This window comes from Streptomyces sp. NPDC047043 (assembly GCF_040644055.1).
Taxonomy (GTDB): Bacteria; Actinomycetota; Actinomycetes; order Streptomycetales; family Streptomycetaceae; genus Streptomyces.
The window spans coordinates 66,729-79,572 of sequence record NZ_JBEYVO010000017.1; the positions used below are offsets into that span (position 1 = coordinate 66,729).

Here is a 12,844-nt window from a genome sequence, read left to right on the forward strand (position 1 = left end):
GCGAGACGCGGGATGAAGGTGACGATGAGGATGGCGGCAGCCGATCTGATCGCAAGGGCGCGGGCCGGGGACGGGCAGGCGTTCGGGGAGCTGACCGAGCCGTACCTTCGGGAGCTGCAGGTGCACTGCTATCGCATGCTCGGATCCTTCGAGGACGCCGAGGACGCCCTCCAGAACACGCTGCTGACCGCCTGGCAAAGCCTCGGCGGGTTCGAGGGACGCGCCTCGCTGCGCACCTGGTTGTACCGGATCGCCACCAATCGGTGTCTCGACGCGCGCCGTGCGGCCAGTCGACGCGCGGCCAAGGAGTGGGACGTGCCGGGGGTCGAACCGCCAGAGCCGACCCGGCTCGGCGAGGTCGTATGGCTGCAGCCGTTTCCTGGTGCCCTCCTGGAGGGTGCGGTCGAGGTGTCGCTCGGCCCGGAGGCCCGCTACGAGGAGACGGAGTCCATTTCGCTGGCGTTCGTGACCGCCCTTCAGGTCCTGCCGCCCCGCCAGGTTGCCGTGCTCGTCTTGCGCGATGTCCTGGGCTTCCAGGCCAGCGAGGTGGCCGGCATGTTGGACTCGACCGTCGATTCGGTCAACAGTGCCCTCAAACGAGCGCGCGCCAGTCTGCAGCGCCGCCTGCCCTCGGTCGCCGACCACCCGCCGCCTCCGGCCGTGGGCTCACCCGCCGAGGACGCGATCGTGGCGAAGTTCGTCCACGCGTGGGAGTCCGCCGATGTCGGTGCACTGGTGGCCCTCCTGACCGACGATGTCTTCATGTCGATGCCGCCGATGTCCTTCGAATACCAGGGGCGGGACGTCGTGGCCCGCTTCTGCGCCGGCCTGTTCGGCGCCGGCCGCAGGTTCGACCTCGTCCCATCGCGAGCCAACGGTCAGCCGGCATTCGGGGCCTACCTGCGCAGCCCCAACGGCCTCCGCCACGGGGTCGGCCTCTACGTCCTCACTCTCACCGGCGACCGGATCTGCGCCATGACGCGATTCGACAACAGCGTGCTCCCGTGGTTCGGGTTGCCCCGATCACTCCCCAGCCGATAGCCGGATCATCCACCCTCCACCAGGGAGGACTGCTGCGCGGGCCCCGATCCCGCGGTCCGGCACAGGCCGCCATGAACTGGGGCGACTGGGAGGACAGCCACATCGCCGTCCGTTACGACCACCAGCTGGACCCGCGGTATGCCGATGAGGCGTTCCTCGCGCGCTCTGCACGCCTGCCTGGTACCCACTACTGGCGGCAGGCCGCCCGGCAGCAAGGAGGGACTCTGCTCAGGGAGGCGGCGATGCCGACCGGATCCCGGCCCTGCAACGGTTGCGGCGGGCCCATCCGTCAGACCCCCAAGGGTCACCGGTCCTCCCTCGCGGCCCTCCCCTTCCAGAAGCAGGCGGTCGGGCGGTGACCCCGAGTCAGCCGCGCACCGACTGGTACGCCGAAGTCGCAGCGGGATGGGCCGCGCGGCAGCGCCCCGAGGACGAGTAGTGGCGCATTCCCGAAGGCGGACTGTTCGTGACCCACTGCGGCCGGTGGGTGGACGGTGCCGGCCGGGCCTGCTCCCAGGGCATCGCCCACTTCGGGCCGTGCGGACTGCCACCGGACAGCCCAGCCTCCACTTCCGCATTCTCAAGGGCGGCGTCGGCCAGGTTCGCCTGCTCAAGCTCGGCGCCGTCGAGAATCGCGTAGGCCGGTATTGCTCTGGTGAGATCTGCCCTGCAGAGCAGGGCATTGCTGAGATCGGCGCTTTCGATCTGGGCGTCGGCAAGGTGGGCATCACTCGGGTTCGCGCGACTGAAGTTCAGTCGTGTCGGGCCTGCGTAGTGCAAGTTGGCTGGTGGTGACGTTGTTCAGCAGGGTCGGGTGGCACGTCACATGCCCCTCAGCCGCCACGGCATCGGCGATCAGCGGTCGCGGACCGGCCCGGGAATCGTGGCGCGGAATGGGTTCTCCGGCCGGAAGGTGCACGTCGCACACCGCTCGGCCAGCACCCGCACCTTGCCGGTCGCCTCGTTGACGACCGGGGCGCACATCTCGTCGTCGAGGGTGTCCTCAGCATCGATGGGCGGCATGTCGGCCAACCTGCCGACACCCTTGCGCGGCGACGACGTGGACCGGGCGTCCTGACGTTGGCCGTTCGCCCCCCATTTGGGTCTTGCTCCGCGCCCGCCGGCGCCGGCCTGGCGGCCGTCCAGACCGGCGGACGGGGCGACGTCACGCAGGGACGCCGAGCGGCGGGTGCTCGAGCACGCGGGGCTTGTACTCGACCAGCTGGATGCGGCCGTCGAAGGTGCGGTGCTCGATCATCTCGAGGGCTACGTCCGGATAGCCGTCGTAGATGCGTTCTTCGCCCGTGGCCCCGGTGATCACCGGGAAGATCACGACCCGGAAGCGGTCGACGAGTCCGGCTCGAAGCAGGGACCGGCACAGGCTGAGGCTGCCGATCGTGCTCAGGAGCCCCGAGCCGCTCGACTTCATCGCGCGGACCGCGTCGACGGCGTCGTCGCGGACGAGCGTGGAGTTGGCCCACGTCAGCGGCTCCTCGAGCGAGGAGGAGAACACCACCTTGGACGCTTGCGTGAGCTCGTCGACGGACGCCTCTTCCTCGGGCCTGAACTCGTCTTGGCCATGGGGGACCTCGCCTGCGGCGAAGCCCGACATCAGGCGGTAGGTGTTCGCTCCCATCAGGTAGGTGGCCTCGGGCTGCTTGCCGAGCCATTCGAGGTACTCCGGGCCCTCGAGGCCCCAGAACCCGGGCCAGCCCTCTCCCGACGCGTGGCCGTCGAGGGAGGTGATGAAGTCGACGAGAAGCTCCGACATGGCGGTGTCCTTTCCTGGGGTGTCACGAGCTTGGACCGGCCGGGAGCCACAAACTCATCGGCCGCGCTGTGGAGTAACGAGAAAAGCCATGACGCTGCAGCCGATCAGGCCGACGGACGGCACTGCTTCGGAGGGCCCGGCCACCGTCACCGACCACGCGCCGTCGCCGCGCTGCGTGCTGCGCACCGCGGTCACCGACTGCGGCGTCGTGTGCGCACCCGCTACCGGGTTGGGCAGTTGGCTGTCCGGCGCGAGTGACTGCGCACGCCGCGTCTGCGCACTGGTCGCCTCAGCGGCGTTGCTGCGCAGCCAGGCGCTGACGAACAGTTGCGCGTAGCCGGCCGGGTCGGCGGCGGGCGCCGTGGTGCGCACGGTGGTGGGCTTGGCGGGGGTGGCCGCCTGGACTGTGGTCGGGGTGGAGGTGGCGGCGGCGGTCAGGGCGAGGGGGTCGGCCGCGACATTGGAGCGGCGGCCTTGTTCTGCGGCCTGCTTGTCAGGGGATGGTCAAACTCCCAGGTCAGGAACTGTGCCTGCTGACCTTGGGGAAATCCAACGCCTCCGGCCCGGCCGTCGACCATGAACCTCGGACCACGGTCACGATGGGGACACGATGCCCGTGGTTGGGGTCATGGTCGGGCCGAAAGCCAGTGCACCATGACCCCAACCACGGCTCCACGGGCAGACCAGGGCCAACGCGGCGCGCTCAGGTTCCCGGGGCCGGCCGCCGCTGGGTAGCGGCGGGCCTACGCGGTCACCGGATCCCGCACTCCGATGCGGCGACGGAAGCCGCCCGGCCCGCCGCAGGCACCTGCGCGGTGGACGACCCAGAGCTGCGCAGCCGAAGATCACGAAACCTGGGTGCGAGTGCGCTGTGGCTCCGCACAACCCGATTGCGCACGATCCTCGGTCGGTTGTCCAGGCCCATTGCGCATCGCCCGTCCGCGGCTGCGCAGGCGGTGTGCGCAGCCGCGATTGCGCTGGCCTCCCCAGCCCTTGTGGTGGGGGTGGTGGTCTGGGCTCTAGTGGTCGTTGCAACACCTCAGCTCAGAGGTGGCAATGGACATCGAGGCTCGTAGACGCCGGAAGCCTCAGGGGAATAGGCCCCTGCTCCGGGAACGGGAGCAATACTTCCGACTTGTGGATCAAGGGATGAGCGGCTTCGCAGCCGGGGAACGTCGCGGGGTGATGGCAGGGGATGGGTTCACGCAGATCGCCAACGCGCTGTTTCGGGACGGCCGGATCTCCTTCAAGGCGAAGAAGATCTTCGGCTGCCTCAGTACCCATCGGGAGGGCTGGCAGGGCACCGTCGCCGATCTGGCCCGGCACGGCCGCGAATGCGTCGACGCTGTGCGCAGCGGCCTGCAGGAACTGGAGAACCCCGGCTTTCTGCTGCGCGAGCGCGACCGTCATCCCGACGGCACGCTCGGGCAGGCCCGGTACGTCATCACCGACCTGCCCGCCCTGCAAAGCCCCAGCTCACCACCAGAGTCGGGTTATCCAGGATGGGCTGAGCCAGTGTTGGCTGTCCCGGCCGTAAGAACACCATCGTTCAGAAGACCAACCAGCAGAAGACCAGCCCCCTCCGTCCGTGCGACCGCAGCGGCGGCGCCGCGCCCCCGAACGCACGGACGGCCCCCGCCCATGCGACGGCCTCCCCGGCGCCGCCCGCCGACGCGATGCACGCGGGCATTCGGCTGCTGCTTCAGATCGGGGCGGCCCGTCCCGAACTGCTGCTGTCCGGGCCGGCGCTGACCGATCAGGGCCGTGTGGCGAGCGTGATGCTGGAGGCCGGCTGGAGCGCCGGCCAGCTGCGGCACGTCATCACCGGCCGGCCGCTGCCGAACCCGGTACGCACCTCCATCGGCGCGATCATCGCCGCCCGGCTGCGCGTCACCCAGGCCTACCCGCCGTCCGCCCGCGCGGTCGGCCGCCACGACACGCCCGCCTGGGACACCCCGCCGTCGCCGCATTCGGTGGCCGGCTCCGCCGCCGCCCGCTCGGTGAACGAGGCCTTGGCCTACCGGGTGTTCGTCGAATGCGCCGACTGTGGTCATCCCGCAACGGCTCCCGGCGAGGACTGCTGCCCGACCTGCCTCGGCTGGCCGCTGTGCAGCACCTGCCGCGGACCGACGCGCAAGCGAGCCCACCCCGACGGCGAGGGCCGCTACACGACGTGTGCCTCCGCCTGACCAACCAACCGGAGGGAAACAGCCCGTGACCGACCCTCTGCGCACACCGCTGCCGGCCGTGGCCGCGCACCACGAGGGCCCCTTCACCCGTGACCCGGGTCGGTGGGAGAAGGAACGTGCCCGCGTCCTGCGGAGTGGCCACGTGCGTGGCCACTCCTGCTCGGCCGCCTGCGGGGCCGTGCTGGTGTACGAGCCCACTTGGTGGGGATGGCTCGCCTGGGCCGTCCCCGCAGAGGGCAGCCCGCCCGGGCTTCCTCATCAGGTCGGGGTGCTCACCCCGGCCGCGACCCGCCTGCAGCGCCTGGCGCTGCGCTGGCTGACCAGAGTCCCGGCCGGCGCATCGGCCTGCCCCACACCAGCCGCGTGTCCCTGGGGCTGTCCGTCACTGTCGTCGGCCTCGTCAGCCTGATCGTCGGAGTGTTCGCCACCCGTCACGGAGTTCCGCTGGACGTCACCCTGTCGGCGATGCTCCTGGCCCCGCTGGTTGCGGAGCACCTGCCCGACCGGCTGGATGCCCGGGCCGACGAGCACGTCCGCGTGGTCGAAGGTGACGGGCCCTGCCGCTACCTGCAGCGCCTCGCGGCCTGGCACACCTTTCTCGTCCAGGCCGCCGCGGACAGCGACCGCTGCGAGGCGCGCCGCTCGGCCGAGGTCGGCCAGCACGTGCTGTGGGACGCCGCCGACCTGCTCCAGACCCCAGGCGCCCGCACGTTCTCCGGCCAACTCATCGCCCGCGAGCGGCTGATGCGCCGACGCGCCCACCAGGTCACCCAGATCCTCAAGCACCCCGCCACCCAGGACGGCCCGGTCAACACAGACCAGTCCAGCGAACTGCGGCCCGTGGGGGACCCGAGGCCGCCCGGCGTCCGCCCACCCATCCATCCGACACCTCCGCACCCGCCCGGCACATCCCCGCTGAAGGGAGCCCTCCGCATGCCCCAGCCCGAACCCGCCCCACGGCGGTTCGCTGCATGGATGTCTACCTACTCTTCGCGCACGAGCCGTACTACCCCGGCCCCGGAACCCAAGAGGTCAACACCAGCGTCGTCGTCGCCGGCTCACTGCTCCAACCGCAGGTGCTCCAGCCCGACGGCGCCCGCATTCACGACCTACTCACCCAAGGACGATGCCCGGGTGAGATCGTGCCGCTGTCCACGCTCACCCACGAACTGGACGGCGGCGCGCGCTGGCCGGAGGTCGCCAACTGGGAGGCCGTCATCGAGGATCTCCTGCAGCTGTTCCGCGACCACGACTGCGACGCCTTGGGCCTGGGCCTACCTGAAATCCCTCGCGCCCTGGTGTGCAACGGTCCGCACGGCGAGATCCGCGCCGTCGACCCCACGTCCGGGGCCCATTGCACGTACGGGCTGGCCGACCGTGTCGAGGTCCTCGTCGAGGTCGGCAAACACCTGGCCTGGGCGGAGGCGGGAGCGTGCCTGTGGCCCGGCGACGGCCTGCTGCCTCCCGTCAACTCCGTGGATGCCAGCTGATGTTCGACTCCGAGGCCCGTCGGCTTCGACGACGACCTGCCCGGCGAGGCCACCCGCCTGAGCAACCGACTCCGCGGCCTGCTCACCCAGATCCCCCCACACCTCGAACGCGTCCTGGGACCACGCCTCCAACACGCTGCCGAACCGCGGCCGGGGCGCGTGCGGTGGCGGGCGGCGCGGACGGCTGTGTGCCGCGCGATCCCGAGGCGCGGGTCGTCCGGCTCGTTGCGCCCTCGCCCCGTGCGTCGGATCCGGCGGGGGAGGAGAACGGGTGTGTCACCACCGGTGGCCGGTGCGGATGCGTCTGCCTGCTGCTGGCGGGCTGCAAGTCCGTCTCGCTCGGCACGTCGACGTCGTCGGAAAGCCGCAGCCCGTTGGCGGGAGCAGCGGGCTCGGCCGCGCCGGCCGGCGGGGGGCGGGCGGTCGCGGTGGGGGCGGGCCCGCAGGAGCACTACACGGTGCAAGAGCAGCCGGCCGCGGGCTCGTGTCACTACCGCTACGAGCGCGGGGAGCCGCTGGCGGATCCGAAGTGCACGCCGGGTGCGATCTCCCCGGCGGTGACGCAGGCGAACCTGAAGTCGACGATCTGCCGCAGGGGCGGCTACACCTCCGAGGTGCGTCCTTCCACGTATGTGACGGGCAAGCAGAAGCGGCTCAACGCCGCCTCGTAAGCTGCACACCGCGGTCTGCGCTGGCAGGGTGTCGCTTGGACCCGGTGGAGACCAAGCTGCACACCGCGGTCTGCGCCGGCAGGGTGTCGCTCGCCGCGGCGCAGCGTGCGATCGTCACGGACTGGACCATCGCGCTCAGCGGCCTCGATCTGGCCTGACCGGAGCGAACGTCGTGGTGGGACGTGGCCGGTACAGCACCCGATCCGGGCGGTTGGCGGTCAGCCTGGGGGCCGGCCCTCAGGTCGTGCGGTGGCATGCCGGGCTCAGCGGTCGAAGGCTTCCGTGAGGCGCACGCGGTAGCCGTCCTCTTCCATCAGCACGACGGTGACGCCGAACGGGTCGGGGTGGTTCAGCTCGAGGGGGATGAAGGCGTAGTTCACCGCGGCCTGGACGGGCGGCACGAGCTCGACGCCGGGCTGCGGCGCGGGGGCCGGCCTCCAGTCGGGGGCGATTGACGCCCAGCCCTCGGGGCTGCGGGACAGGAGCTGCTCGGTGTAGGGGAATTGGTGCAGCACGTGCCCGTCCGGCGTGGCGAGAACCATGTTCAGGCACGGGGTTGGGCCGACGATGGGCAGCTGGCAGGCGGTGGCGACGTCGTGGGTCTCCCACACGAGGACGACCTCGTCCGCACGGGCGGCAGCGGCGATGTTCGCGAGTTGCGCGATCCCGGTGAGCGCGTCCTCGCCGGCCTTGAGGGGGCGGGCCCAGATCATCCCGACCAGCTCGCCGCCCACCAGCGGCATGATGAGCGGGCGCGGAACCGTGCCCTCTCCGAGCCCGGAGGTGTACGCCTCCTTCGCCACGCTGACCAGTGCGTCCCACATCCGTGCGTCCACGCAAGCCCCTCCGTCTGCCGAATCGATCACCGCCGACCTTCCCACGGGGGTTGACGCCGTGTCAGCGAGATGAGCAGCCCGCTCTCGATCGAGGCCGTGTCGCCGGGCCCAGGCGGGGCTGCGGAAGCACAGCAGGCCCGCGCGAAGAGCTTCGGTGGTGTACGACTGACAGCCGCAGCGATGGCCGTAGCAGGCTTGGTCGGGACTGGGGCAGCCGTGGTCCAGCCGGCACAGAGGCCTTGAACCGGGCGCGGAGCACGGCTGGGCACGGCGGTCAGGCTCACGCGGTTCAGGTGCGCCGGCGGTCAGGCTCGCGCGGTTCAGGTGCGCGTCGGCCACGTACGCGCCGTTCAGGGGCGCGGAGGCCAGGATCGCCGGCGGGCCGTGCGGCCCCGTCTCATGTGCGGGAGTGCGGGAGGATGGACCTGGACCGGAGCCGTCCCTCCCGCTGACCGCCGAACCTGGGGCTGCGGGGTGACGTACGACGGCACCGCTCGACCCCGTGCGCTTCGACGACTCGTCCCGCCGCCACGGGGGGAGCGACGGGACGAGCCGACGGTAACCATGCCACATGGTGGGTCACAGTTGGAGGGTGAACCAGGTGGTCTTGCCCCGCTCGTCGGGGCGGACTCCCCAGCTGTCGGCGATGGCGTCGACGAGGATGAGGCCGCGTCCCGACTCTTCGTCCTGGGCGGCCAGCCGGGGCTGGGGAAGGTGGGGGCTGAGGTCGCTGATCTCGACGTCGACGTCGCTGGCGGTGCGGCGCAGGTGGAGGACGAGCGGACCCTCGGCGTGCTGTACGGCGTTGGTGAGGATCTCGGAGACGAGAAGTCTCGCGTCGTCGGCTACGGGTGCGCAGTCCCAGGCGGTGAGGTTCTCGACCACGAACGAGCGGCCCGCCGCGACCGCGGAGGCCGTGGCGGGCAGCTCTACGCTGGCGGTGGCCAGCGGTGAGGCGGGGAGCTGGGCCAGGAGCAGGGTGACGTCGTCGTCGTGGCCCTCGGCGTCCGGCAGCAGGGCGGCGAGTACGTGGTCGGCGGTGGCCTCGAGGCGGCGGGTGCGAGTGAAGGCGTCGTCGAGGGCTTTGGTGAGCTTGTCGATCTCGTCCTCGATGTCGCTGCCGGGGGTCTCAACGAGGCCGTCGGTGTACAGCACGAGGGTGGCTCCGGGCGGGATGGCTGCGCCGGCCTGCTGGTAGAGGATGTCGCCGACGCCGAGCGGGGCGTTCACGGGGGAGGTGAGCCGGTGGACGCCGTCGCCGGGGGTGGCTATGAGGGTGGGCAGGTGGCCGGCCGAGCAGACGGTCACGGATCCGGAGTCCGGGGCGATGACCAGGTAGCAGCAGGTGACGAGCTGGTCGGGGACGTCGAGGTCGGTGACGACCGCGTCCAGGGCCTGCATGAGCTGGCGGGGCTGCATGCCGGTCTTGGCCAGGGCATGGGCGGCGGAGCGCAATTGGCCCATGACGGAAGCCGCTTCCAGGCCGCGGCCCATGACGTCGCCGATGAGGATGCCCACCCGGCCGGCGCCGAGCGGGATGAGGTCGAACCAGTCGCCGCCCACGCCGGCGCCCTGGGTGGCGGGCCGGTAGCGGCTTGCAGCTTCCAGGCCGGGGATGGCGGGCGGGGTGCCCATGAGGCTGCGCTGCAGGGTGAGGGCGATGTGCTTCTGCTGCTCGTACAGGGCGGTGAGTTCGGCCTCGGCGCGTTTGCGGTCGCTGATGTCGCGGATGATGGCGCAGGCACCGATGACGGTGCGGTCGGGGCTGCGCGTGGGCCATAGGGTGACGTCGACGTCGAGCATGGTTCCGGTGCTGGTCAGGCGGAGCGTCTCGAAATGTTCGATCTTCTCGCCCTTGCGCAGTCGCTCCAGCAGCAGGGTGATCTCGTCCTTGCGCTCCGGCGGCGCCAGCATGGATACATGCCGGCCGATGGCTTCCTCGGCCGTGTATCCGTACAGTCGTTGGGCGGCGGCGTTCCAGTAGGTGATGCGGCCGTCGAGGGTCTTGGCGAGGATGGCGTCCTGGGAGGACTCGACGAGCGCGGCGAGCTCGTTGATCCGCGCTTCGGCCGCTTTGCGTTCGCTGACGTCGCGGACGGCGGCGGAGACGAGGAGGCCGTCGGCGGTTTCCAGCGGGCTGAGGCTGATCTCGACGGGGAACTCGCCGCCGTCTTTGCGTAGTCCGTGCAACTCCAGTCCCGCGCCCATCGGCCGCACCTGACGGGAAGCGGAATAGTCCTCGCGGTGCCGGGTGTGGTGGGCGTGGAAGCGGTGCGGGATGAGCAACTCCACCGGGTGGCCGAGGAGTTCGTCGCGCCGGTAGCCGAAGAGGGCCTCGGTCTGGGCGTTGACGAGTCGGATGGTGCCGGTGTCGTCGACGATCACCATGGCATCCGGGGCCGCTTCCAGCAGCGCCCGAAACCGCTCCTCGGCGTCCTTGCGCTCGCTGACGTCGCGGACGGCGGCGGAGACGAGGAGGCCGTCGGCGGTCTCCAGGGGGCTGAGGCTGATCTCGACGGGGAACTCGCTGCCGTCCTTGCGCAGTCCGTGGAGTTCGAGCCCGGCTCCCATGCCACGCACCTGACGGGTGGCGGAGTACCCGTCGCGGTGGGCGGCGTGCTGCGCGCGGAACCTTCCCGGAATCAGTATCTCTACTGGCCGGCCGAGGAGTTCGTCACGTTGGTAGCCGAAGAGGGCTTCGGTCTGGGCGTTGACGAGTCGGATGGTGCCGCTGTCGTCCACGATCACCATGGCATCGGGAGCCGCTTCCAGCAGGCTTCGGAACCGGTCCTCGGCAGTCCCGGGGTGGTCTGCACGGGGCGCGGCGTCGCGTCGACCGTCCACCCGCTCGGTAGTACCGGTCCCGTCGGTTGACTCCGATGTGATCATGTTGCCCATAGCGGCCCCAACTGCCTGTGGATTGCGGCGAATCGAGTCATCTCAGCGCATCCTGGTCACATCCGTCCTCGTCTGCCGCCTACTGGCTCCGCATCGGCCGTCCCTGCCCACTTCCGACCGGACGCCGCTGCTGTCTGGCGAGAACGAGAGGGGTATCCATGCCGAGTCAACGTCCGCCTCGCCACATAGGGCACGGTCGAAAGAGGTCATCTCAATTGGCGGGCTCGGTTGCCTTTCGGCGTGGGAATCGTTGAGCGGCTGGTGCCGGCCGAGGTGTGGGAGTTCCGTCTGTCCCGGCTGGACCTTTGAGAGGACATGCTCGCTCCGGTGATGGCCGCGCGGCGAAGTACGGCGCGGCTCCGCTGAGTTGGGCGCCGCGTGCCGCTCGGAACGAGAGTCCGTCTTCGAACCTGGTTCAGCCCGACCGCATCACGGCGGACATCGAGGGCCGGGACGCGTGAGATGCGGTGACAAGAGCGCCGTGCACGGCTGAGGATGCCGCCCGGGTGGCATAGCGAGTGGTGTCCGCAGGCCATGCGTCATGTTCCTGGTGGATCAGGAGACAGACCGCGCCGTGCACACCGGCACACAGCAGTCTGGCGGTTTCGGTGGTGCTCTCCACCAGTACTCCGGCATCCGCACAGGCTGCGACCTTGTCCCGGAAATAGCGGAAACACGCGTCCTCGTTCTGGCGACTGGCTTCGGTGGCCTCGCCATCCATCACCAGTCGGTACTGGGAGGGATGGCGAAGTCCGAATGCAATGTAGGCGACGCAAATTTCGTAGAGCGCCGTCACCGGATCCGGGACCCTCCGGGACACTGCTTCCAACTCGATGAACAGGGAACTCCACACACGCAGGCACGTGGCGTGGACGAGCTCCCTCTTCGAGGCGAAGTGGAGGTAGACGGCCGGCGGGGTGACTCCCGCGCTTGTCGCCACAGCGCGAATCGTAAGAGCGTCGGCACCACCGTCTTCGAGCAGTTGACCGGCGATGTCGAGAAGCTGGTCGCGGAGCTGGCCGCCTTGGCCCTTGGCGGCGCGAACGCGGGAGCCGGTCAAAGCAACGGGCCTTCGGGAGAGAGCGACATCAGGATGTCTTCGGTTTGACGGCGGTGACCACCTGGGTCACCCGGGCGCACAGGTCGCCTTTGGCGTCGTGCACGTTGACCTCGATGACGGTGTTGCGCCCCACACGCAGGGGGCGAGCTGTCGCGACGACGTCTGTGTGTGCCGGCCGAAGGAAGTGCGTGGTCGACTCCACGGTGGCCGGTGCGGCGCCGACCGGACCGTTGAGGGCGGCGCACACGGCACCGCTCACATCGGCGAGTCCCATCAACGCTCCTCCATGGAGGCCACCGCCCACCGTGGAGAGCGAGAGATCGTGTGCCAGCGTGGCTCGAACGCCGGCTGCCGTCATCTCGTCGAACTCGACTCCGAGGGTCTTGGCGTACGGCGCGAGCGCGTAGACGTCTTCGGCTGCGAGTGTGGGCACGGGCTGCTCCCATCTGAGTTAAGGACGATAAGTTATCGACGTTAACTCAGGCCGTCAACCCTCAACTTCCGACCGGCCACACGGCGAACCGGGCCTCGCTTCTTGCCAGGCGATCCCGGCCCCGTCCTCGTCGCCTGCACGGCAAGTCCCCGTGGTGCACACGCTGCACACGACAGGTCGCTCAGATCAATACGACCTCCCAGGAACTGGCATTCTCCCCGGACGGCAAGACACTCATCACCGACGACTCGCCGCTGACGAAAACGAAGAACACCCGGCCGACCGCCGGGCTGCAGCTTAAGAGCTGGACGTCACCGACCCGGCCCACCCCACCCCGTTGTGGGCACGGCGCCTCGCGGCGGACGTCGACTCCGCACACGTCGCGTTCCGGGCGGACGGCAAACTGCTCGCGATCCACCAGAGCAACGGAAAACTGCAGTTGTGGCGCATCGACC

The 12,844-nt window shown here is 70.2% G+C and carries 16 protein-coding genes and 1 pseudogene; 6 read left to right on the forward strand and 11 right to left on the reverse strand.

The annotated features are described in order from the left end of the window. Window positions 1-30: 30 nt before the first annotated feature. Together ABZ880_RS26305 and ABZ880_RS26310 are read left to right on the forward strand one after the other, a co-directional pair. On the forward strand, window positions 31-1,041 hold the full coding sequence (locus ABZ880_RS26305) for a sigma-70 family RNA polymerase sigma factor (RefSeq protein ID WP_361267234.1): 1,011 nt from the start codon (window positions 31-33) through the stop codon (window positions 1,039-1,041). A gap of 71 nt (window positions 1,042-1,112) precedes the next feature. Further along, window positions 1,113-1,400, forward strand: coding sequence for a hypothetical protein (locus tag ABZ880_RS26310; RefSeq protein WP_361267236.1), 288 nt, complete (start codon window positions 1,113-1,115; stop codon window positions 1,398-1,400). Between the two features lie 7 nt (window positions 1,401-1,407). On the opposite strand, the gene ABZ880_RS26315 is transcribed toward ABZ880_RS26310, so the two are convergent. The 5 genes from ABZ880_RS26315 to ABZ880_RS26335 all read right to left on the reverse strand — a co-directional run bounded on the left by ABZ880_RS26315 (window position 1,408) and on the right by ABZ880_RS26335 (window position 4,222). Beyond that, the gene (locus tag ABZ880_RS26315) at window positions 1,408-1,821 is read right to left on the reverse strand and encodes a pentapeptide repeat-containing protein (protein WP_361267238.1); all 414 of its coding nucleotides are present in this window, start codon (window positions 1,819-1,821) and stop codon (window positions 1,408-1,410) included. A gap of 75 nt (window positions 1,822-1,896) precedes the next feature. Beyond that, window positions 1,897-2,064, reverse strand: a complete 168-nt coding sequence (locus ABZ880_RS26320) for a hypothetical protein (RefSeq protein WP_361267240.1) — start codon at window positions 2,062-2,064, stop codon at window positions 1,897-1,899. A gap of 142 nt (window positions 2,065-2,206) precedes the next feature. Next, window positions 2,207-2,812 (reverse strand): dihydrofolate reductase family protein, encoded by a 606-nt coding sequence (locus ABZ880_RS26325; RefSeq protein ID WP_361267242.1) that lies wholly within the window; start codon window positions 2,810-2,812, stop codon window positions 2,207-2,209. A gap of 54 nt (window positions 2,813-2,866) precedes the next feature. Then, window positions 2,867-3,184: a hypothetical protein gene (locus ABZ880_RS26330; protein WP_361267244.1), complete on the reverse strand. Its 318-nt coding sequence runs from the start codon at window positions 3,182-3,184 to the stop codon at window positions 2,867-2,869. Between the two features lie 672 nt (window positions 3,185-3,856). Next, complete coding sequence (locus ABZ880_RS26335) at window positions 3,857-4,222, reverse strand: hypothetical protein (RefSeq protein WP_361267246.1); 366 nt, start codon at window positions 4,220-4,222, stop codon at window positions 3,857-3,859. A 266-nt stretch (window positions 4,223-4,488) separates the two neighbouring features. Here ABZ880_RS26335 and ABZ880_RS26340 point away from each other — a divergent pair, with 266 nt between their 5' ends. Beyond that, window positions 4,489-5,001: a hypothetical protein gene (locus tag ABZ880_RS26340; protein ID WP_361267248.1), complete on the forward strand. Its 513-nt coding sequence runs from the start codon at window positions 4,489-4,491 to the stop codon at window positions 4,999-5,001. Between the two features lie 258 nt (window positions 5,002-5,259). On the opposite strand, the gene ABZ880_RS26345 is transcribed toward ABZ880_RS26340, so the two are convergent. Next, window positions 5,260-5,787, reverse strand: a complete 528-nt coding sequence (locus tag ABZ880_RS26345) for a hypothetical protein (protein ID WP_361267250.1) — start codon at window positions 5,785-5,787, stop codon at window positions 5,260-5,262. Between the two features lie 185 nt (window positions 5,788-5,972). Here ABZ880_RS26345 and ABZ880_RS26350 point away from each other — a divergent pair, with 185 nt between their 5' ends. The 3 genes and pseudogenes from ABZ880_RS26350 to ABZ880_RS26360 all read left to right on the forward strand — a co-directional run bounded on the left by ABZ880_RS26350 (window position 5,973) and on the right by ABZ880_RS26360 (window position 7,162). Beyond that, window positions 5,973-6,491 (forward strand): hypothetical protein, encoded by a 519-nt coding sequence (locus tag ABZ880_RS26350; RefSeq protein WP_361267252.1) that lies wholly within the window; start codon window positions 5,973-5,975, stop codon window positions 6,489-6,491. A 21-nt stretch (window positions 6,492-6,512) separates the two neighbouring features. Beyond that, window positions 6,513-6,632: pseudogene (locus tag ABZ880_RS26355) on the forward strand (IS110 family transposase); the annotation flags it as partial. A gap of 47 nt (window positions 6,633-6,679) precedes the next feature. Next, window positions 6,680-7,162, forward strand: a complete 483-nt coding sequence (locus tag ABZ880_RS26360; protein ID WP_361267254.1) for a hypothetical protein — start codon at window positions 6,680-6,682, stop codon at window positions 7,160-7,162. A 263-nt stretch (window positions 7,163-7,425) separates the two neighbouring features. On the opposite strand, the gene ABZ880_RS26365 is transcribed toward ABZ880_RS26360, so the two are convergent. The 5 genes from ABZ880_RS26365 to ABZ880_RS26385 form a co-directional block, all read right to left on the reverse strand. Beyond that, complete coding sequence (locus ABZ880_RS26365) at window positions 7,426-7,986, reverse strand: hypothetical protein (protein ID WP_361267486.1); 561 nt, start codon at window positions 7,984-7,986, stop codon at window positions 7,426-7,428. Window positions 7,987-8,577: 591 nt separating this feature from the next. After that, window positions 8,578-10,842: a PAS domain S-box protein gene (locus ABZ880_RS26370; protein ID WP_361267256.1), complete on the reverse strand. Its 2,265-nt coding sequence runs from the start codon at window positions 10,840-10,842 to the stop codon at window positions 8,578-8,580. Between the two features lie 469 nt (window positions 10,843-11,311). After that, complete coding sequence (locus ABZ880_RS26375; RefSeq protein WP_361267258.1) at window positions 11,312-11,956, reverse strand: TetR/AcrR family transcriptional regulator; 645 nt, start codon at window positions 11,954-11,956, stop codon at window positions 11,312-11,314. Window positions 11,957-11,984: 28 nt separating this feature from the next. Continuing rightward, window positions 11,985-12,389 (reverse strand): PaaI family thioesterase, encoded by a 405-nt coding sequence (locus tag ABZ880_RS26380; protein WP_361267260.1) that lies wholly within the window; start codon window positions 12,387-12,389, stop codon window positions 11,985-11,987. A 181-nt stretch (window positions 12,390-12,570) separates the two neighbouring features. After that, complete coding sequence (locus tag ABZ880_RS26385; RefSeq protein ID WP_361267262.1) at window positions 12,571-12,807, reverse strand: hypothetical protein; 237 nt, start codon at window positions 12,805-12,807, stop codon at window positions 12,571-12,573. Window positions 12,808-12,844: the final 37 nt, after the last annotated feature.